Here is a 20,741-nt window from a genome sequence, read left to right as displayed (position 1 = left end):
TGGGATGAAGAGGGAGGGGGTCAGGAGCCGTCGGGCGGTGTGATGCGAGCGAGCACCTCGTCGACGGCCACCTGAGTGCCTGCGGGGGCGAGAATCTCGACGATGCCGTCGATCGGTGCGGTGAGGGAGTGCTCCATCTTCATCGCCTCGACGATGACGACGACGTCGCCCGCCGACACCTCGGCACCATCGGCCACCTGCACGGCGATGACGGCGCCCGGCATCGGGCTCGTGATGTCACCACCCGCGTTGGCCGCAGCCGACGCGCGCAGGCTGACGTGTGGTGCCTCCTTGAGCGAGAACGTCCCGTCGGGTGAGTCGACCCAGACGGTGCGGGTACCGCTCTTGTCGCTCGAGATCGTCGTTCGGTACGTGCGGCGTTCGCCATCGGCGTCGATGACGAATCGCGTTGTGCCGTCGGTCTCCTCGCCTTCGATGACGACTGCGAGCCGCGTTGTCTCCCCGTCGCCGCGGGCCGCCGTCACGGAGGCGGGCACGTCGCGGCTGATCGTGACGTCATCACCGTCGCGGTGATGCACGAGGGCGACCTCGACGATGCCGCTGGCATCCTCACTCAGGTCGGTGACGGCGAAGCGGGCGCGCCGCGGGCTGTTGTGGCCGGTGCGCCATCCGTCTCGCCCGGCCCACAGGTCGCCACCGCCGGCGAGCCCCAACGAGGCCAACGCTGCGGCGACGAGCACGCCGTCGGGCGCGGGGGTGGCGACGTAGTCGGCGACGCGCGCGTCGAGCAGGCCGGTGTCGAGGCGCCCGGCCACGACGTCGGGATCGGCGAGCAGGAAGCGGCAGAAATCGATGTTCGTCACGACGCCGCCGATGTGCGTCTTCGCCAAGGCCGCGTCGAGACCTCGCAGAGCGGACGCGCGGTCGGGGCCGTGGGCGATGACCTTGCTCAGCATCGGGTCGAAGGTGCTGCCGACGATCGTGCCGACGCGCAACCCCGAGTCGACGCGCACCCCCGCGCCCGTCGGCTCGGACAGCGAGATGACCTCGCCGCCCGTGGGTAGGAAGCCGCGCGCCGGGTCCTCGGCGTACACGCGCGCCTCGATGGCGTGGCCCGTCAGCGTCACGTCGTCCTGCGTGAACCCGAGCGGCTCACCGGCGGCCACGCGCACCTGCCACTCGACGAGGTCGAGGCCGGTGACGAGTTCGGTGACGGGGTGCTCAACCTGCAGGCGCGTGTTCATCTCCATGAAGAAGAACTCGTCGGGCGCGTCGGCGCTGACGATGAACTCGACCGTCCCCGCGCCGACGTAGTCGACGGATCGCGCTGTGTTGCAGGCGGCTTCGCCGATTCGTGCACGCGTGGCGTCGTCGAGCAGCGGTGACGGTGCCTCTTCGATGACCTTCTGGTGACGGCGCTGCAGCGAGCACTCGCGCTCGCCGAGATGCACGACGTTGCCGTGCTTGTCCGCGATGACCTGCACCTCGATGTGCCGCGGGCGCAGCACGAACCGTTCGAGGAACAGCGTGTCGTCGCCGAAGCTCGAGGCGGCCTCCCGACGGGCGCGCGCGACGGCGTCGGCCATGTCCTCGGCGCGCTCGACGACGTGCATGCCCTTGCCGCCGCCGCCGGCGCTCGGCTTGATGAGGACGGGAAAACCGACCTCGCTCGCGGCCGCGACGAGCTCGTCGTCGCTCAGGCCGGGTCGGGCGAGGCCGGGCACGACGGGCACGTCGAACGCGCTGACGGCTGTCTTCGCCGTGATCTTGTCGCCCATCGTCTCGATGGCGCGGCTGCCGGGGCCGAGGAAGGCGATGCCCGCCTCCTCGCACGCCGCCGCGAACGCGGTGTTCTCCGACAGGAACCCGTAGCCCGGGTGAACGCCGTCGGCGCCACTGATGCGGCACGCCTCGATGACGGCGGGGATGCTGAGGTAGTTCGTGCGAACCGGGGCGTTGCCGTCACCGCGCGCAACGTCGAGACGGTCCAGGTTGATGGCGACGTCGGCTTCGCGCACGTGCAGCGCGCTCGCGTCGGCGTCGGTGTAGACGGCGACGCTGCGGATGCCCATGCGGCGCAGCGTGTGCATGACGCGGACGGCGATCTCGCCGCGGTTGGCGATGAGAACCGTTGCGATGTCGCGCTTCTCGACGTTCGTGTCGGGGGCGGAGGTCGTATTCGGGGTCATCTCACTCACATCCGGAAGACGCCGTATCTGACGTCGGGCAGGTCGGTGCCGGAGCACGCCTCGAGGGCGAGTCCGACGAGGTCGCGGGTGGAGGCGGGGTCGATGACGCCGTCGTCCCACAGGCGGGCGGTCGAGTAGTAGGGGTTGCCCTGCGTCTCGTACTGCTCGCGGATCGGGGCCTTGAACGTCTCGGCGTCGTCGTCGCTCCACGGGGTGCCGGCGGCTTCGAGCTGGTCGCCGCGCACCGTCGCGAGCACGCTCGCGGCCTGTTCACCGCCCATGACGCTGATGCGCGCGTTGGGCCACATCCACAGGAATCGCGGCGAGTAGGCGCGCCCGCACATCGAGTAGTTGCCGGCACCGTAGCTGCCGCCGATGACGACGGTGAACTTCGGTACGCGCGCGCAGGCGACGGCTGTCACCATCTTCGCGCCGTGCTTGGCGATGCCCCCGGCCTCGTACTCGCGGCCCACCATGAAACCGGTGATGTTCTGCAGGAACAGCAGCGGCGTCTTGCGCTTGTCGGCAAGCTCGATGAAGTGCGCGCCCTTCTGCGCGGATTCGCCGAACAGCACGCCGTTGTTCGCGATGATCGCGACGGGGTGGCCGTGGATGTGCGCGAACCCGGTGACGAGCGTCTTGCCGTATTCGGCCTTGAACTCGTGGAACTCGCCGGCGTCGACGATCGTCTCGATGACGTCGTGCACGTCGTACGGCGTGCGCAGGTCGACGGGGACGACGTCGTAGAGGCGTTCCTGGTCATGCACGGCGTCGCGCGGTTCCACGGTGCGCCAAGGGGTTTCGGGCTTCGGCCCGAGCGTGCTGACGATTCTGCGCACCGTCATGAGGGCGTCGTGGTCGTCGTCGGCGAGGTGGTCGGTGACGCCGGAGACCTTCGAGTGCAGGTCGCCGCCACCGAGATCCTCGGCCGTGACGACCTCGCCCGTCGCAGCCTTCACCAGCGGTGGGCCGCCGAGGAAGATCGTGCCCTGTTCGCGCACGATGACGGTCTCGTCGCTCATCGCGGGCACGTAGGCGCCGCCGGCGGTGCACGAGCCCATGACGGCGGCGATCTGCGGGATGCCCTTCGCCGACAGCGTCGCCTGGTTGTAGAAGATGCGGCCGAAGTGGTCGCGGTCGGGGAACACGTCGTCCTGCTTGGGCAGGAACGCTCCGCCGGAGTCGACGAGGTAGATGCACGGCAGGTTGTTCTCGCGCGCGATCTCCTGCGCGCGCAGGTGCTTCTTCACCGTCATCGGGTAGTACGTGCCGCCCTTGACGGTCGCGTCGTTCGCGACGATGACGCACTCGCGACCCTCGACTCGGCCGATACCGCCGATGACGCCGGCGCCGGGGCACTCGTCGTCGTACATGCCCTCGGCGGCGAGGGGCGCGAGCTCGATGAACGGGCTGCCCGGATCGAGCAGCGTCTCGACGCGGTCGCGCGGCAACAGCTTGCCGCGGGCGACGTGGCGCTCGCGCGACTTGTCGCTGCCACCCTTGGCAGCGCGGGCCAGCTTGTCGTTCAGCTCGTCGAGCAGGCGCAGATGCTCGGCTCGGTTGGCGGCTTGGTCGAAGGCCATGCGTTCGCTCACCCCGTGACGTCGGTGGGACGGGTCGGTGCGAGCGACCAGGTGACCTGAATCACTCGCACATTCAGTTAATCACAATTAACTCAACTGCGGTGAGTGGGGAGGTCTGCCCGGGTGTCCTCGCCCGAGCACGTGGCGGGAGTCGTCGAAGTGAGCGGTGGACGGTGGGCCGCTTGCGGCGGCCGGCGTCGTCGACCGGCCGTGTCGCATTCGTGCCACGGGGTATACGAGTCGGCGAGGCGAGCGTCACGGTGAGTGAGGTGCGCATGTGCCCGGCCGAATGGCGACGGCCGTCGAGGCTGCGACGGCCGCGGGGGTCCAGGGGGATCTGATGACTCGCAGGGATGAATTCACGAATCATGCTCAGTCCTGGCGACGGGCGGCTGTGGGAGCGGGAGCGGCGCTCGTCGTGACGCTCGGGCCGCGGCCTGCGGGCCGTCCGACGAGGGCGCGGCGTCGATGTCGTCGCCGGGTGCGCCGGGCTCCCGGTGAGGCGACGCTCGTGGGCTGGCTTCGCGAATCGGCTTCGTACGACCCGAGGTTCGCGTTCGTCGCATTCGATGGGGACAGAATCGTCGGCCACGTGATGGCGACCTGGGGTGACCTCGACGGGGCGCCGACGTTCCCGCTGGGGCCGTTGTCAGTCGAGCCGTCGAGGCAGGGTCAGGGCATCGGGTCGCGGCTGATGGAGGCGACCCTTGACGCCGCACGTCAGGCAGGTGCGAGCGTCGTCGTCCTGCTGGGTGAGCCGGGCTACTACGCGCGGTTCGGTTTCGTGCGGGCTGCGGATCTCGGCATCAGCGCAGACCGTCATGGGGTGAGTTCTTCCAGGCGCGTCCTCTCGCGGGCGGCTGGGGGCGCGACGGTGACGCTGAAAGCCAGGCGTGCGCCGGACCGCGCGGCGTCTTCACCTACCCTGAGCCGTTCGCGCGCCTGGGGTGACGGCCGGCGCACCCCGTCGTCTCGTCTGAGCGGAGCCCATGAGGGTGGTCAGCCCATGCGGCGCCCAGCTTCTCGCGTGAGGGAGCGTCGCGAGGCCCCTGAGGCGTGACAACGCGTGGCGTCGGCGACGCTACGTCAGGGGCAGGTCTCGTCGAGCTTGACGGTCTTGAACCGCACGTCGACGCCGTCCTTGACCTCGGTTCCGGCAGCAGGGGTCTGTGAGCAGACCTTCCAGTGCTTGTCGAGCAGTTGGGGGCGGCTCGTGCCGAGCGCGTCGTCCGAGTGCGAGACGTAGAGCGGGTTGCCGGAGACCCGCTGCACGTCGTCCTGCGCGGCTTGCAAGGTCTTGCCGGTCTCATCGGGCATGGTGAACGGCTCGGCCTGCGCCCCGACGGCCTCGGAGCTGGCTTCGCCGGCTGCGCTCGATGCTGCGGAGCCTGCGCTCGCCGCCGCGCTCGTGGCCTGCGACGCAGCACTGGTCGCGGCGTCCTTGGCCTTGTCGGTGTCGTTGCTCGAGCACCCGGCGAGGGCGAGAACCGCAGCCAGTGCGAGGAGGCTGGTCTTGTTCATAGATCGACCTTAGGCTGAGCTCCCTGGCTCAAGGGCCCGCTGGTCATGCTTGTGTCCAACTCGTCACGCACGGCTGAGGGGACTTCTCATGTCCGGGGCTTGACGCCGATGTGGTGGCTTGAGGATGAACCGGCACAACGGACGCTGAGGCCCTCCGTCCCCTTCCGGGTTCACGGGGCGCCGCAGTAGTTCCGTATGAGAGGCGGCCGTACCGTGATGATCATCGCCGCCGCAGTGATCTTGTCCAACCCCGTCGGCGCTGTCCTATTTGTAATAGCCCTTTGCGTTGCCAAAGCCGTTTTCAACCGCGATGACGAGGTCGCCCGTGGCGTCGACACCGTAGGCCTGCTTCCAAGTGAGTGTCTTGCCGGGGAGAATGTCAGCGGTGGGCAGATCAATGCCCTTCTCGGTGTCGAAGACCCCGTCGGATTGCTTATCTCCGCTCGTGGCTGTGGTCGTGAGCGTCATGGCGTTGTAGGGCTCTTTAGATCCGTTCTTCAACGTGACATCGGCGATGACGAACTTCTTGAACTTGGTGTCAGAGGCTGCATAGGGAGACGGCTGACAGGGCTGAGGCTTCGAGATGGTGATCGCGACGCCGTCGTCCCACGTGAACGTGGATCCGAAGGGCTTGGTCTTGCTGTTGCCTTCGTCAGATGACGTAGAGGTCGCGGAGCTGGATGTCTGAGGTGTCGCGCCTTCCCCGGCGGCTGACGAGGCCGACGAGGCGGGGGTGATGCTGCCAGGGGCGTCGTTCGTGTTCTTGACCTCTGACGAACAGCTGGACAGGGCGAGGGCAGCCGCCACGGAGCAATCTTCAGATTGCGCATGCGGCCAAGATAGAGGGTTTCGTATGTTTCGAGGGCGTTCGCGAGGTGACTTCTTTGGGTGACTGCCTGCGTTGGTGCGCTATGAGGAGTCCGTCGAGGTCAACCACACTCAGTTCATTGTGATTAACTCAATCGTTGGTATCCGTCTCTCGCCCACGGGGGTTCGCATGGCGCTCGACGTCGCGGCAGGCGCGGAGCTGACGGCCCGGGAGCGCAGCAAGGCTGCCCGGCGTCAGCAAATCCTCGATGCCGCTGCGGGCCTCATCGCCGAGCGTGGGCTCGCGGGGGTGCGTCTCGAAGACCTGGGCAGCGCGGTCGGCATCAGCGGCCCCGCCGTCTACCGCCACTTCGCGAACAAGGAAGCGGTGCTCGCCGAACTGCTCGTCGGCATCAGCCGGTATCTCCTCGAGAACGGTTCGCGCGTCGTCGCTGACGCCGCCACGGGCGACGAGGCGCTCGAGAACCTCGTCGACTTCCACATCGACTTCTCCCTGACCAAGCCGGCGCTCATCCGCGTGCAGGGCCGCGATCTCGCAAGCCTCGACGCAGCCGCTCGTCGCGACGTGCGGCAGCTGCAGCGCCAATACGTCGAGATCTGGGTCGGCGTGCTGCGCCACGTCGACCCCTCTCTCAGCGACGACGAAGCCCGCATCAAGGCCCACGCCGGCTTCGGCGCGCTCAACTCGACGCCGCACTCGACCGGCAGGACGAAGACCGCAGTCGAAGCTCACCGCGAACGCACCCGAGCCGTCCTGCGCGCGATGGCGCTCGCGGCGCTGCGCCCTGCTGGGTGAAGTCGGGCCGTTCCGCCCGTCGAGAAATTCAGTTAAGAACCATTAACCGAGACGGTGTGATGTGGTTCACTGAAATCCTGTGATGTGAGTCACGGATGACGCGACCGGAGGAGAGCCGATGTCCGCCACCGACACCCTCGAGAACGACCTCGACCCGAGGCTCAGCCACACGCGTGGGGCGCCCGAATCGCCGCTGATCGAGCAGACGATCGGCGACAACCTCGACGCGACCGTCGTCGCACACCCCGATCGTGAGGCGCTCGTCGACGTCGCGAGCGGCCGTCGCTGGACGTACACCGAGTTCCTCCACGACGTCGACGCCCTTGCCCTGGCCCTGCTCGACGCCGGCGTCGCGACGGGCGACCGCGTCGGCATCTGGGCGCCCAACTGCCCCGAGTGGACGCTCACCCAGTACGCGACGGCCAAGATCGGCGCCATCCTCGTCAACATCAACCCTGCCTACCGCAGCCACGAACTCAAGTACGTGCTGGGCCAGGCCGGCATCACGACACTGATCGCCGCCCCGAAGTTCAAGACGAGCAACTACGCCCGCATGATCGAGCAGGTGCGCGGCGAGTGCCCCGACCTCGCGCGTGTCGTTCTCATCGGCGAGACGTCGTGGAGCGACCTCGCCGACGCGGGCGCGAAGGCTCTCGCCGCTGAGGGCGGACGCGAGCGCCTCGCCGCCGTCCAGAAGTCGCTGAAGAACACCGACGCCATCAACATCCAGTACACGAGCGGCACGACCGGCTTCCCCAAGGGCGCGACGCTGAGTCACCGCAACATCCTCAACAACGGCTTCTTCGTCGGCGAACTCTGTTCGTACACAGCCGAAGACCGCGTCTGCATCCCCGTGCCGTTCTACCACTGCTTCGGCATGGTCATGGGCAACCTCGCCTGCACCTCGCACGGCGCGACGATGGTCATCCCCGCGCCCGGCTTCGACGCCGCCCTCACCCTGCAGAGCGTCGTCGACGAACGGTGTACGAGCCTCTACGGCGTGCCGACCATGTTCATCGCCGAACTCGCGCTGCCCGACTTCGACCGCTACGACCTGACGAGCCTGCGCACCGGCATCATGGCCGGCTCGCCCTGCCCCGAGCACACGATGCGTCAGGTCATGGAGCGCATGCACATGGAGGAGGTCTCGATCTGCTACGGCATGACGGAGACCTCGCCCGTGTCGCTGCAGACACGCAAGAACGACACCGTCGAGCAGCGCACGCAGACGGTCGGGCGCGTCGGCCCGCACCTCGTCATGGTCGTCGACCCCGTCACGTACGAGCCCGTCAAGCGCGGTGAGCCGGGTGAGCTGTGCACCAAGGGGTATTCGGTCATGCTCGGCTATTGGAACCAGGACGACAAGAGCGCCGAAGCCATCGTCGACGGCTGGATGCACACGGGCGACATCGCCGCCATGGACGACGACGGGTACGTCGCGATCACGGGGCGCATCAAGGACATGGTCATCCGCGGCGGCGAGAACATCTACCCGCGAGAGATCGAGGAGTTCCTCTACAACCACCCCGACATCGTCGACGCGCAGGTCATCGGCGTGCCCGACGAGAAGTACGGCGAGGAACTCATGGCGTGCGTCCGCATGATCGACGGCGCGGAGCCGCTGACGGTCGAATCGCTGCGCGCCTACTGCGGCGGCAAGCTCGCGCACTACAAGGTGCCGCGCTACGTGCGCGTCATGGATGAATTCCCGATGACGGTGACGGGCAAGATCCGCAAGATCGACCTGCGCGAAGAGGCGCCGCAGTACATGAAGTGACGCTGGTAGGTTCGCGGGCGTGCATATCGTCCTCGTCGCGCCGCAGATCGCGCCCAACACCGGCAACGTCGTCCGCCTCGCCGCGAACGTCGGCGCGAGCCTGCACCTCGTCGAACCGCTCGGTTTCTCGATGGACGCCCGCCTGCTGCGTCGTGGTGGGCTCGATTATCACGAGTTGACCGACGTCCACGTGCATGCGGACGTCGACTCGGCCCGCGCCGCCTGCCCCGGGCGGTGGCTCGCGCTGACGTCGCATGCCCGGCGACGGTATGACGCCGTCGACTACCGTGACGACGACGTCCTCGTCTTCGGTTGCGAGGCAACGGGATTGCCTGACGATCTCCTCGCGACGTTCGGCGCTGACGAGCGACTGCGCATCCCCATGCGCCCCGACAACCGCAGCCTCAACCTCGGCAACGCGGTCGCCGTCGTCGCGTATGAGGCATGGCGTCAGCTCGGCTTCAGCGGCGCCGCCGACGATGGCACCGGCACCCTCGAGGCGCTGAACGCTGACGCCCCAGGACGGAAGGCGTGATCGTCCCGCGTGAGACGCGAGGTGCCCGGTGTGGGGTGCGCGGCGGGCGGACGCGAACACACGATGCGACGCCGGCTCGACGCGGGGAGGTCGCCTTGGCAGGATGGCGGCATGGCCGCTCACATGCCCCTGACCGACGCTCCGCGCGTGCTCGCCATCGTCCAGGCCGGAGGTAAGGGCTCACGGATGGGTGTGCTCACCGCGCACCGCGCGAAACCGGCGCTGCCGTTCGGCGGCACGCACCAGCTTGTCGACATCGCCATGTCGAACCTCGTCAACTCGGGTATCTCCAGCGTCTGGGTTTCCGTGCAGTACCGCGCGGGCACGCTCGACAAGCACCTGCAGCACGGACGCCCCTGGGATCTGGACCGCAACGACGGCGGTTTCCGCCGCATCGTGCCCGAGGAGATCGACGCCGTGCGCACGGGTGGGTTCGCCACCGGCAACGCGGACGACCTGTACCGCATCCGTCATCAGATCGCCGACGAGAACGCTGACGTGACCGTCGTGCTGAGCGCCGATCAGGTGTTCACGCTCGACCTGCGGGACGTCGTCGCCGCTCACCTCGCCAAGGGCGCCGACCTCACCATCGTCACCACCGAGGTGCCGTGACGGAGGCGTCGAACAAGGCTGTCGTGACGAGCGACGCCACCGGCAAGGTAACCCGCATCGACGAGAAGCCCGAGGACCCGGCCCACGGAACGATCTCCGCGGAGGTCTTCGTCTACCGCACGGCGGCGCTGCTCGACGCCCTCGACGAAGCCGAGAAGGCGACGCGCCCTGAAGCCGACGGTGAGGACGAGACCGGCCTCGGCGACTTCGCCGAGCACCTCATCCCGACGCTCGTCGCGCGTGGACGTGTGCGCACCCACGCGCTCGAGGGGTACTGGATGGACATGGGCCGCCCCGAGACCTACCTGCGGGCCCACCGCGACCTCGTGCGTGGTGACGTGCCGATCTTCGACGACGAGGCGTGGCCGATGCGCACCCTCGCGACGAACAAGTGCGCCGCCCGCGTGCGGGAGGACGCGCTCGTCGAAGCGTCCTACGTGTCGCCAGGGTGCGACATCTCAGGCACCGTGCGCCGCTCGGTGCTCGGGCCCGGCGTGATCGTGCGCGCGGGGGCCGTCGTCGAGGATGCCGTGGTGCTCGACGGCGCGGTCATCGAGAAGGGTGCCGAGGTGCGCACCGCGATCGTCGACGTCGACGTCGCGGTGCGCCGGGATGCGCGCGTGGGGGCAGCCCCCGCGGCCACCAAGGTGCGGGACGCCGACATCGCCGTCATCGGCGCGGGTGCCACCGTGCGCGGTGTCGTGAAGCCGGGGGAGCAGATCGACCCCGGCGACGTCGTCGGCTGAGCCGCGCCGGGGGCGCCCCGGCAACCCCTGGGGTGACGCAGGGGCGCCGACGGCTGTGGATGATGACGGCTGCGCGGCCTTCCGCGGCCATCCTTCACCCTCGTCCACAGGGTTCGCGGCCGGCGCCGACGGTATACCCCGTGACATGCCTACCGTCGACGCATGACTATCTTCGCAACTCACGGCGTGCTGGCGGTCGCGGACGATCCCAACGCGGAAGCGCTCGCGACGTTCATCCACTGGTTCGTCGTCGTCGCCGTCCTGCTCTTCGTCGTCGCCCCGGCGCTGTGGCTCACCGGTGCCATCGTGGCGACCCGCAGCCTCAAGAAGTGGCCGAGCCTCGTCGCCGACACCGAGGACGCCATGTACCGCTGGGCCCTGCTCGTCGGCGTCCTGCCTGTCGTGGGCCCGCTCATCTACGCCGTCTCGTTCCAGCAGGCCAAGAACCGTCGGACGCCTGAGCAACTCGTCCTCGCACGGATGACACATCGGGAGCGCCATCGTCAGGCGCAACTCGCAGGCATCGGGCGACGGTAGCCGGGCTCTCGTTCGCGCATGACAAGGCGCGGGAGCGCAGGTAAGGCGAACGACTCCAGCCGGCTCGCCGGCGTGCTCAGGTGAAGAGGAAGTCGACGGCCGACGGCTCGGTGAGGCGCAGTTCGTATTCGCCGACCCCGCCGGGCCACAGCGTGCGGTTCTCGCCGTCGTCATCGAGGTACCAGGAGGTGCAGCCGCCCTGCGTCCACACCGAGCGACCGCTGCGTTCGCGCATCTCACGCGTGAAGGCGGGCACGAGTTCGGGGCGCACCTCGACGGCGTGGGCGCCGCGGCGATCGCGTTCGTCGAGCAGCGTCATGACGTGGGCGATCTGCGCTTCGATCATGAGCACGACGCTCGTGTGCCCCAGGCCCGTGTTGGGCCCCAGCAGCATGAAGAGGTTGGGGAAGTCGGCCATCGTCACGCCGAGATAGGACTCGACACCGTTCTGCCATTCCTCGGCGAACGAGCGGCCGTCACGCCCGGTGATGTCGAGGTGGGCGTACGAGCCGCGGGGGTCGAAGCCGGTGGCCAGCACGAGGGCGTCAATCTCGTGCAGGGTTCCGTCGGCGGTGACGACGCCGTCGGGCGTCACGCCCACGACGTCGTCGGTCACGACGTCGACGTCGGCGCGCGCGAGGGCAGGGTAGTACGTGTCGGACAGCAGGACGCGCTTGCACCCCATCGTGTAGGTGGGGGTCAGCTTCTCGCGCAGCTGCGGATCCGTGATCTGGTTGGCCAGGTGCCGTCGGGCCTCGCGGGAGGCGAGTTCGAGCAGCCGCGGCTGGCTGTCGAACGCGACGGCACGCAGGTCGTTGCGTCGGCGCAGTGCAGCCCGATGGGCCCGCATGAGCGCGGGGTGACGCCGGAAGCGGTCGATCGTCGCGTCGGAGTACTCGCTGTTGCGCTGCGGCATGATCCACGGTGCGCTGCGCTGGAAGACGGTGAGGTGCTCGGCGTCCTCGGCGAGCGCCGGGATGCACTGCACAGCCGAGGCGCCCGTGCCGATGATGCCGACGCGGCGGCCGAACATCGAACTGTCGCGAGGCCAGGCTGCGGTGTGGATGAGTTCGCCGGCGAACGTGTGCAGCCCGTCGATGAGGGGGATGTGCGGCAGGTGCAGCGCACCGACGCCGAGCACGAGTGCGCGGGCGGTGACGGTGTGCGTCGAACCGTCCGAGGAGTGCGTCGCGATCGTCCACACGCCGCTCGACTCGTCGTAGTCGGCGGCGTGCAGCGCCGTGTCGAAGCGGATGTGCTCGCGCAGCCCGTACTTCTCGACGACGGCGAGCAGATAGTCCTGGATGACGTCACCGCGCGAATAGGTGTGCGACCAGTACGGGTTGAGCTCGAAGCTGAACGAGTACAGGTGGCTCGGCACATCGCAGGCAACACCGGGATAACGGTTGTCGCGCCACGTGCCACCGATCTCGTCGGCCTTCTCGAGGATGACGAAGCTGCGGCCGGCGTCCTGCAGCGCCACGGCCATGCCGATCCCGGAGAAACCGGTGCCGACGACGACGACGTCCACCTCTGCCACAGTGCTCACCGCACCAACCTAACGGGGCCGACCGCCGCCATCGCGCACCGACACAGCCGACGGGGCGTGATGGCGCTGCTCGCGCCGCCACTGCGTCAGTCAGTGCCGGTTGCGTCACGCAGGACTGACTCGAACGACACGGACTGACGCAGCTGGGCTCGGCTGATCGCACCGTGCGCCGTCACGCTGCCAGCCGACTCGTCAGTCAGGACGCTGTCAGTCAAGCTGCACGATGACGGGCGCGTGGTCGCTCGCGCCCTTGCCCTTGCGCTCATCGCGGTCGATGACGGCGCCCTGGACGCGCCCGGCGAGGGCGGGGGAGCACAGGGCGAAGTCGATGCGCATGCCCTGCTTCTTGGGGAAACGCAGCTGCGTGTAATCCCAGTACGTGTAGGTGCGCGGCTCGTTCGTGTGCGGGCGCACCACGTCGGCGTAGCCTGTGTCGATCATCGCCTGGAACGCGTCACGCTCGGGTTGCGTCACGTGCGTCTTGCCCTCGAAGAACGCCGGATCCCAGACGTCTTCGTCTCTCGGCGCGATGTTCCAGTCACCCGTCAGCGCGATCTGCGCCTCGGGGTTCTCGGTGAGCCACTTCTCGCCGTCGGCGCGCAGCGCGGCAAGCCAATCGAGCTTGTACTCGTAGTGCGGGTGGCCGATCTCGCGACCGTTCGGCACGTACAGCGACCACATGCGCACCCCGTCGCACGTGGCGGCGATGGCGCGGGCCTCCGCGGCGATGGGGTCGCCGAAGCCGGGCATGTCCTCGAAGCCGATCTGCACGTCCTCGAGGCCGACGCGCGAGGCGATCGCGACACCGTTCCACTGGTTCAGCCCGTGATGGGCGACCTCGTACCCGGCCTCCTCGAAGCGGGCCATGGGGAACTGCTCGTCCTTGCACTTAGTCTCCTGCATGGCGAGCACGTCGACGTCACCACGTTCGAGGAAGGCGATGACGCGGTCGACGCGGGTGCGGATGGAGTTGACGTTCCACGTGGCGATTCGCATGCCTCAACCCTAGACGGGCCCTGCGACAACCCTCGAAACCAGCGGGATCCTGCGGTTGTCGGCCACGAGTGGCACAGTGGTGAGCATGACGAAATGGGCACTGGTCACCGGCGCGAGCGCCGGCATCGGCAAGGAGTTCTGCGAGCAGCTCGCGGCGCGCGGCGACAACGTCGTCCTCGTCGCGCGGCGCGCCGACCGGCTCGAGGAGCTCAAGGCGCACCTCGAGAAGCGCTACCGCGTGCACGCCGAGGTCCTCGCGGCCGACCTCGCCAACGCTGACGATCTCAAGCGCGTCGCCGAGCGTGTCGCGCAGGCGAGCGACCCCATCGAGGTGCTCGTCAACAACGCCGGCTTCGGGCTCAAGACGGCGTTCCTCGACACCGACGTCGAAAAGGAAATCGCCTCCGTTGACGTCATGGTCAAGGCCGTCGTCGTGCTCAGCCACGCCGCAGGCCGCGCGATGCGTGAGCGGGGGCGGGGCGCGATCATCAACGTCTCGTCGGTCGCGGGGTTCATGGCGAGCGGCACCTACTCGGCGGCGAAGTCGTACGTCACCGTGTTCAGCGAGTCGCTCGCCGGCCAGCTCGCGCGCACCGGCGTCACGGTGACCGCGCTGTGCCCGGGTTTCACCCACACCGACTTCCACGCGAGCGCCGACATCGACGTCGACAAGACCTCGGCCATCGGCAAGCGACTCTGGCTCGACGCCGACCGCCTCGTGCGCGACTGCCTCGCCGACGTCGACGCCGGACGCGTCATCTCGGTGCCTGGGAAGCAGTACAAGGTCGCGACGCAGTTGCTGCGCCACGTGCCGCGCTCCATCGTGCGCGCGGGCGCTTTGAGCAACCGTCATCGGCCACGCGACTGAGGAGCCCCCGCCAATAGAATGGACGGCATGACGAACATCGCCGAAGACCGCGCCCGCCTGCTGCAACTCATCAAGGACAACGCCATCGTGCACGGCAAGGTGACGTTGAGCAGCGGCAAGGAGGCCGACTACTACGTCGATCTGCGTCGCATCTCTCTCTCCGGCGAGGCTGCGCCGCTCGTCGGACGCGTCATGCGCGATCTGACGAAGGACTTCGACTACGTCGCCGTCGGCGGTCTGACGCTCGGTGCCGACCCCGTCGCGACGTCGATGCTGCACGCTGCGGCTGCTGCGGGGGAGCAGGTCGACGCGTTCGTCGTCCGCAAGGCCGGCAAGGCGCACGGCCTGCAGCAGCGCATCGAGGGCCCCTCGATCAAGGGTCGCCGCGTGCTCGTCGTCGAGGACACGACGACGACGGGTGCCTCGCCGCTGGAAGCCGTCGCCGCGTGCCGTGAGGAGGGCGCCGAGGTCGTCGGCGTCGCGACCATCGCCGACCGTGCCACCGGTGCGCAGGAGAAGATCGAGGCCGAGGGCCTCACCTACGTCAGCGCGTTCTCGATGGAGGATCTGGGCCTGGCCTGAGCGTTGATGAAACGACAGAAGGCCGATCACCTCGGGGTGGCCGGCCGCTCGTCGCTCCTCGGCCCGCGTCGTTGGTGCGGCCCCATAGGGAGTGGTGCTGGCTTCAGCGGCGCATCTCTCCAGCGATGAGTCGCGGCGGTGAGGTGGATGTTTCACGCGTGAAACATCGTCGGCTGGTGGGAGAAACAAGGTGCTCCTAACGTCAGGGGCACTTCGTCGTCGATGTGTCTGGAGACGCACCATGGCTCTCACCCACGCCCAGAAGCACGCCCCCACCCCTGCGAGCGCGCCTCGCCCGGCACGAAGCGCAACTACAGCGTCGAGCTTCACACGTCGGCCGGGGCGTTGGGTCGACGGGTGGGATCCGGAGGACGCCGCCCAATGGCATCACGCCGGGGGAGCACAGACCGCGCGCACTAACCTCGCGTGCTCCGTCTACGCTGAGTTTCTCGGCTTCGGTGTCTTCGCGCTGTGGGCGATCGTCGTGCCGCAACTGAAGAAGTACGGCTACACAGGAAGCGCGGCGCTGAGTGAATCTCAACAGTTCTGGCTCCTGTCGGTGCCGACGCTCGTCGGCGCGTCGCTGCGTGTCCCGTACACCTTCGCCGTGCCGCGCTTCGGCGGCCGTAACTGGACGATCATTTCGTCTTTGCTGCTTCTGTTGCCGACGATCGGGTTGGCGCTCGCGGTCGGCCAGCACGCGAGCTTCCCGGTGTTGCTCACTGTTGCGGCGCTCGCGGGTTTCGGCGGTGGCAACTTCGCCAGCTCGATGACGAACATCTCGTTCTTTTACCGCAGCAGCCAGAAGGGCAAGGCGCTCGGGCTCAACGCGGCCGGCGGAAACCTCGGCACCGCCGCAGTGCAGTTCACCATCCCCCTCCTCGTGACTTTCGGTGCAACCGCAGGAACCGCGGGTAGTATCCCCAACCTCCCGCTCGCAGGCTGGATCTTCGTGCCGCTCGTTCTGGTGTCGGCGGGGCTCGCGTGGAGGTTCATGGACAACCTGTCCGTCATCTCCGGCACGGGCGATCGCGGCGGGTTCGAGATGGCGTCGCGCGCCCGCCACACCTGGGTGCTCGCGGTGCTCTACATTGGCACGTTCGGCTCGTTCATCGGCTTCGCCGGGGCATTCCCCAAGATTATGTCCGACGCGTTCCCCCAGCACGGTCTCAAGCTCGCTTTCCTCGGTGCCCTCGTCGGCTCGCTCACGCGTCCGCTCGGTGGCGTCATCGCCGACCGCGTCGGGGGCGCAAGGATCACCGTCATCAGCTTCGTGGCGATGGCGCTCGGTGCCGGCGGTGCGGTGATCGCGTTGCAGGGCAAGAACTTCGGGCTGTTCATGGCGACGTTCCTGCTCCTGTTCGTCTTCACCGGCATCGGCAATGGCTCGATCTACCGGATGATCCCGGCCGTGTTCGAGGCGACCGGTAACACTTGCGACGATGCGGCCCGTCAGCGCACCCGACGCATCGCCGCAGGGTCGATCGGCATCGTTGGAGCCGTTGGCGCCTTCGGGGGATTCCTCATCCCGCAGGGATTCGCGCTGAGCAAAGCATCCACCGTCGGAAGCGCCCACCCCACCGGCACCATCGTTCCGGCACTCGTCGTCATCATTGGTGTGTACGTTCTGCTCGGTGCGCTGACCTGGGCGGTCTACGCCCGCCGCGGTGCGGCTCTGGCGAAGGCGGGCATCTGATGACGGCGCCCATGGTCGAGGAGGATGCGGCGAGCCGTACCGGTGCGGCGACCCACTGCCCATACTGCGCACTGCAGTGTGCGATGACGGTGACGCCGGCGACCGCCGAGATGGCGGTCGACGTGCAGCCGCGCGACTTTCCGACGAACCGTGGCGGCCTGTGCCACAAGGGGTGGACGTCGGCGTCGCTGCTTGATCACCCTGACCGGCTACGCGTGCCGCTTGTGCGTGATGCGGCCGGCGAACTTGTCCCGAGTTCCTGGGACGAGGCGTATGCCCGCATCGTCGCGGGCGTGCATCGGGCACGTGTGCGGGGAGGCCCGGACGGAGTCGCTGTGTTCGGCGGCGGCGGCCTGACGAACGAGAAGGCGTACACGCTCGGCAAGTTCGCGCGCGTGGGTTTGGGGACGGCAATGATCGACTACAACGGGCGATTCTGCATGAGTTCCGCCGCGGCCGGGGCGGCGCGCTCGATCGGGATGGATCGAGGTCTGCCCTTTCCCGTCGCCGATCTCGACAGTGCTGGCGCGGTGCTACTCGTGGGCAGCAACCCCGCCGAGACGATGCCACCGTTCGTCCAGCACCTGCGCTCGTGTCGGGAACGGGGTGGGCTCGTCGTCATCGACCCGCGCCGCACGCCGACGGCTGCGCTGACGGCCGATGCGGCCGGCATGCATCTGCAACCGCTGCCCGGAACCGACGTGACGGTGCTGCTCGGGCTGCTCCACCTCGTCGTCGTGCGCGGTGAAACGGACGAGACCTACCTCGCCGAACGCGTCGACGGATGGGACACGGTTCGTCGCGCAGCCATGATGTGGTGGCCTGAGGCGGTCGAACGGGCGACGGGCGTGCCGGTGAGCGAACTGCGCTCTGCGGCAGCGATTCTGACGGCGGCCTCACCGGCGTCCGGTGGCCACGGCGCGTACGTGCTGACCGGCCGCGGTGCCGAGCAGCACGCTCACGGCACCGACACCGTCAACGCGGCGATCAACCTGGCGCTCGCCCTGGGGCTACCGGGGCGCGTCGGCTCGGGCTATGGGTGCCTCACTGGCCAGGGTAACGGCCAGGGCGGGCGTGAGCACGGTCAGAAGTGCGATCAGCTGCCCGGCTACCGCAAGATCACCGACCCGGCGGCGCGCGCCCACGTGGCCGCGGTCTGGGGTGTCGAGCCGTCTGACATTCCTGGCCCCGGCATACCCGCCGTGCAGCTGCTGGACTCGCTTGGGCAGGTGGACTCCGCGGGTCAGGCTAGCGGGCCGACGATGCTCTTCGTCCACGGGGCGAATCCCGTGGTGAGCGGACCGAACTCGACAACCATCGCCAAGCGATTCGAAGCGTTGGACACGCTCGTGGTCACCGACTTCGTCCTGTCCGAGACGGCTGCGATGGCCGACGTCGTGCTCCCGTCCCTGCAGTGGGCCGAGGAAGAGGGCACGATGACGAACTTGGAGGGCCGCGTGTTGCGGCGTCGCCGTTCGGTCGTCATGGATGATCCGAACGGGCCGCGTGACGAGCTGCGCATCTGGAGTGATCTCGCTCGACTGCTCGTGGCCCCGGCACGGTTCGTCACCGAACCGGCCGAGGTGTTCGACGAACTGGCCCGTGCCTCCGCGGGTGGTCTCGCCGACTACTCGGGCCTCTCCCACGCGCTGCTCGACCGCCTCGAACTGGGCAGCGGCTCCACACCCGCTGGCGAGGACGAGCGCGCGGCGTACTGGCCGGCGCCGGCTCGTGGCAGCGATGACAGTGATGCCCAGACGGTCGAGCGGATGCCTGCGCTGCTCGATGGGTCCGCAGACGCCGAAACGCCCGCAAACCACCCCGACTCCCCGACGCGGCGAGCGACGGGGAGCGTCGGCACCCCGCGGCTGTTTCTCGATCGATTCGCCACGCCGAACGGCCGGGCGACGATGATCGACGTCCGGGCGAGCGATGTCGAGGACGACGTACGCCCCGACGCTCCGCTGTACCTCATCACCGGGCGCGTGCTGCAGCACTACCAATCGGGGGCTCAGACCCGTCGCGTGCCTGAGCTCGTGGCCGGCGAGCCGCGCGCGTTCGCCCAGCTCCATCCGTTGACGGCCGACAGGTTCAGCATCGAGGAAGGCGACGACGTCGCCGTCACCACACGCTTCGGGCGTGTGGTCGCGGCGGCCCGCCTGAGCAACGACATCCGTCGCGACTGTGTGTTCGTCCCGTTTCACTTCGCAGGCTCCGCGACGGCGAACCGAGCGACCAACCCTGCGCTCGACCCCATCAGCTCAATGCCCGAGTTCAAGGTCTGCGCCGCGAGCATCAGAGCCGTGCGGATCGGACGGAGCGACGCCGATGAGGGCGCGAAGGCGGAACGCGCCGGCTCCGCTTCGCCGCTTCCGTCCGAGGGGTCGCACACTCCAGGCACCGCGTCGCACGGAGCCTGGCGAGTCGCGGGGGTGGCATCGTGAAACGGGTCGTCGTCATCGGCAATGGCATGGTCGGTTCGCGCTTCGTCGACGAGCTGATGCGAGAAGCGAGTCGGTGCGATGCAAAGTTTGACGTCACCATCCTTGGTGACGAACCGTACGAGGCGTACAACCGGCTCATGTTGTCGGAGGTCATCGCGGGCCGCGCCGAGATCGGCGCGCTGACGCTACCCGCGCCACCCGAGGGCATCGTGGTGCACAGCGGTGTCGCTGCGCAATCGATCGAGCGTTCACGCCGCATCGTCATCGACGCAGAGGGCAGGGCGCATCCTTACGACGTGCTCGTGCTCGCCACCGGAGCGGACGCGGCGCTGCCGGCGATCCCAGGGCTGCGAGCAGCGCGCGGGCGGGATGTCCATACCGTCCGAACCATCGACGACTGCCGTGAGCTGCTCGCGGCCGCCTCGATGTCGACGCCGGAGGCGCCGCGTCGCATGGCCGTCCTCGGCGGTGGTCTGCTCGGCGTCGAGATCGCGTGCGGGTTGCGTGCACGCGGGGTCGACGTCAGCCTGGTGCACCGCGGCACGCACGTCATGGATCGCCAGATCGACGCTCCGAGCGGAGTGATGGCGGGCGCCACCCTGGCCGATCTCGGCATCGACGTGCGCACGGGCAGCGGCATAACACGGGTACTGCGCAGCAAGGGTCGTGTCACCGGCGTCGAACTGATCGACGGCACATGCCTCGACGTTGACGACCTCGTCGTCAACACGGGCGTGCGCCCACGTGTCGACCTGGCTCGCGCGGCTGGCGTGCCCGTCGACGTCGGGGTGCTCGTCGATACGCGACTGCGGGTGCTCGACGACGAGTCGGTCGCGGCGATCGGAGACTGCGCGCAGACTGACGTCGGTTGCCCCGGACTCATCGCACCCGGGTGGGATCAGGCGGCGCGGTTAGCGCACGACCTGTGTCATGTCACGCCGGTCGGTTCCGCCGAGCCGGGCGAGCACGTTGCAGATGAGCTCAGCATCGTCAAGCTCAAGGCGGTCGGGTTGGAGACGGTCGTTCTCGGTGACAGAATTCCCGATCCGTTCGTTGCACACGAGCGCGGCCTACGTGTCGTCACGCTCAGCGATGTCGGGGCGCGGCGCAGCGCCACCGTCGCCGTGGATGGCGACCGCATCGTCGCCGCGGTCATCATCGGATCGGCGCGTATGGCCGCCGATCTCACGGCAACCTACGAGCGTCGAACGCCGTTGCCACTTGACCCCGCCCACCTGCTCGTCAAGGGGGCCTCGACGTCGGGGCTCGTGCCCGAGACCGCGAGCCCGACTGCCCTGCCGAGTGGCGCGACCGTGTGTCGCTGCAACGGCGTGACGAAAGGCGACGTCGTCGATGCGCACGTGCAGGGGGCCCGCAGCGTCGAGGCGGTCGCGAGCGAGACCCGCGCGACGACCGGGTGCGGCGGTTGCACGAGCACCGTCTGCGGAATCCTCAAATGGATGGACGAGGTGGATCCGGTGGACGAAAAAGTCGCTGTCTGAGATCGGCCGCAAGGTGCTC

The 20,741-nt window shown here is 68.5% G+C and carries 18 protein-coding genes; 12 read left to right on the top strand and 6 right to left on the bottom strand.

Translation table 11 applies throughout. The annotated features are described in order from the left end of the window. Positions 1–20: 20 nt before the first annotated feature. Together NQ706_RS06035 and NQ706_RS06030 are read right to left on the bottom strand one after the other, a co-directional pair. Positions 21–2,150: a biotin carboxylase N-terminal domain-containing protein gene (locus NQ706_RS06035; protein WP_051805632.1), complete on the bottom strand. Its 2,130-nt coding sequence runs from the start codon at positions 2,148–2,150 to the stop codon at positions 21–23. 5 nt (positions 2,151–2,155) lie between these two features. Beyond that, entirely contained in the window at positions 2,156–3,733 is a 1,578-nt protein-coding gene (locus NQ706_RS06030; RefSeq protein WP_038570309.1) for a carboxyl transferase domain-containing protein, read from the bottom strand. 289 nt (positions 3,734–4,022) lie between these two features. Between NQ706_RS06030 and NQ706_RS06025 the strand changes: the two genes are divergently transcribed. Then, positions 4,023–4,793 (top strand): GNAT family N-acetyltransferase, encoded by a 771-nt coding sequence (locus NQ706_RS06025; RefSeq protein ID WP_404360573.1) that lies wholly within the window; start codon positions 4,023–4,025, stop codon positions 4,791–4,793. A 26-nt stretch (positions 4,794–4,819) separates the two neighbouring features. Here NQ706_RS06025 and NQ706_RS06020 read toward each other — a convergent pair whose 3' ends face one another. Both NQ706_RS06020 and NQ706_RS06015 read right to left on the bottom strand, forming a co-directional pair. Then, positions 4,820–5,254, bottom strand: a complete 435-nt coding sequence (locus NQ706_RS06020) for a hypothetical protein (RefSeq protein ID WP_038570312.1) — start codon at positions 5,252–5,254, stop codon at positions 4,820–4,822. Positions 5,255–5,518: 264 nt separating this feature from the next. After that, positions 5,519–6,061, bottom strand: a complete 543-nt coding sequence (locus tag NQ706_RS06015) for a hypothetical protein (RefSeq protein ID WP_038566931.1) — start codon at positions 6,059–6,061, stop codon at positions 5,519–5,521. A 190-nt stretch (positions 6,062–6,251) separates the two neighbouring features. Here NQ706_RS06015 and NQ706_RS06010 point away from each other — a divergent pair, with 190 nt between their 5' ends. From NQ706_RS06010 to NQ706_RS05985, 6 genes are all read left to right on the top strand, one after another. Then, positions 6,252–6,878, top strand: coding sequence for a TetR/AcrR family transcriptional regulator (locus NQ706_RS06010; protein ID WP_038566933.1), 627 nt, complete (start codon positions 6,252–6,254; stop codon positions 6,876–6,878). A gap of 118 nt (positions 6,879–6,996) precedes the next feature. After that, positions 6,997–8,655, top strand: a complete 1,659-nt coding sequence (locus NQ706_RS06005; RefSeq protein ID WP_038566935.1) for an AMP-binding protein — start codon at positions 6,997–6,999, stop codon at positions 8,653–8,655. A gap of 19 nt (positions 8,656–8,674) precedes the next feature. Further along, positions 8,675–9,190, top strand: coding sequence for a tRNA (cytidine(34)-2'-O)-methyltransferase (locus NQ706_RS06000; protein WP_038566937.1), 516 nt, complete (start codon positions 8,675–8,677; stop codon positions 9,188–9,190). Between the two features lie 111 nt (positions 9,191–9,301). Next, the gene (locus tag NQ706_RS05995) at positions 9,302–9,802 is read left to right on the top strand and encodes a sugar phosphate nucleotidyltransferase (protein WP_051805636.1); all 501 of its coding nucleotides are present in this window, start codon (positions 9,302–9,304) and stop codon (positions 9,800–9,802) included. Further along, on the top strand, positions 9,799–10,548 hold the full coding sequence (locus NQ706_RS05990) for a sugar phosphate nucleotidyltransferase (RefSeq protein ID WP_051805638.1): 750 nt from the start codon (positions 9,799–9,801) through the stop codon (positions 10,546–10,548). The genes NQ706_RS05995 and NQ706_RS05990 overlap by 4 nt, the downstream gene beginning before the upstream one ends. A 162-nt stretch (positions 10,549–10,710) precedes the next feature. Beyond that, positions 10,711–11,085, top strand: coding sequence for a hypothetical protein (locus NQ706_RS05985; protein ID WP_131940591.1), 375 nt, complete (start codon positions 10,711–10,713; stop codon positions 11,083–11,085). Between the two features lie 76 nt (positions 11,086–11,161). On the opposite strand, the gene NQ706_RS05980 is transcribed toward NQ706_RS05985, so the two are convergent. Continuing rightward, positions 11,162–12,634, bottom strand: coding sequence for an NAD(P)/FAD-dependent oxidoreductase (locus tag NQ706_RS05980; protein WP_038566941.1), 1,473 nt, complete (start codon positions 12,632–12,634; stop codon positions 11,162–11,164). 207 nt (positions 12,635–12,841) lie between these two features. Beyond that, the gene (locus tag NQ706_RS05975) at positions 12,842–13,630 is read right to left on the bottom strand and encodes an exodeoxyribonuclease III (RefSeq protein WP_006946080.1); all 789 of its coding nucleotides are present in this window, start codon (positions 13,628–13,630) and stop codon (positions 12,842–12,844) included. 85 nt (positions 13,631–13,715) lie between these two features. Here NQ706_RS05975 and NQ706_RS05970 point away from each other — a divergent pair, with 85 nt between their 5' ends. The 5 genes from NQ706_RS05970 to NQ706_RS05950 all read left to right on the top strand — a co-directional run bounded on the left by NQ706_RS05970 (position 13,716) and on the right by NQ706_RS05950 (position 20,722). Then, positions 13,716–14,498, top strand: coding sequence for an SDR family oxidoreductase (locus tag NQ706_RS05970; protein ID WP_038566943.1), 783 nt, complete (start codon positions 13,716–13,718; stop codon positions 14,496–14,498). A gap of 27 nt (positions 14,499–14,525) precedes the next feature. Beyond that, on the top strand, positions 14,526–15,080 hold the full coding sequence (gene pyrE, locus NQ706_RS05965) for an orotate phosphoribosyltransferase (RefSeq protein ID WP_038570314.1): 555 nt from the start codon (positions 14,526–14,528) through the stop codon (positions 15,078–15,080). Between the two features lie 241 nt (positions 15,081–15,321). Further along, complete coding sequence (locus NQ706_RS05960) at positions 15,322–16,776, top strand: MFS transporter (protein ID WP_038566945.1); 1,455 nt, start codon at positions 15,322–15,324, stop codon at positions 16,774–16,776. Then, positions 16,776–19,220 (top strand): molybdopterin oxidoreductase family protein, encoded by a 2,445-nt coding sequence (locus tag NQ706_RS05955; RefSeq protein ID WP_081873583.1) that lies wholly within the window; start codon positions 16,776–16,778, stop codon positions 19,218–19,220. Before NQ706_RS05960 ends, NQ706_RS05955 begins: the two co-directional genes overlap by 1 nt. Beyond that, positions 19,217–20,722 (top strand): FAD-dependent oxidoreductase, encoded by a 1,506-nt coding sequence (locus NQ706_RS05950; RefSeq protein WP_038566947.1) that lies wholly within the window; start codon positions 19,217–19,219, stop codon positions 20,720–20,722. The genes NQ706_RS05955 and NQ706_RS05950 overlap by 4 nt, the downstream gene beginning before the upstream one ends. Positions 20,723–20,741 lie beyond the last annotated feature (19 nt).

Source organism: Dermacoccus sp. BD5 (assembly GCF_044878485.1).
Lineage (GTDB): Bacteria > Actinomycetota > Actinomycetes > Actinomycetales > Dermatophilaceae > Dermacoccus > Dermacoccus nishinomiyaensis.
This window is presented reverse-complemented; position numbering and strand designations above follow the sequence as displayed.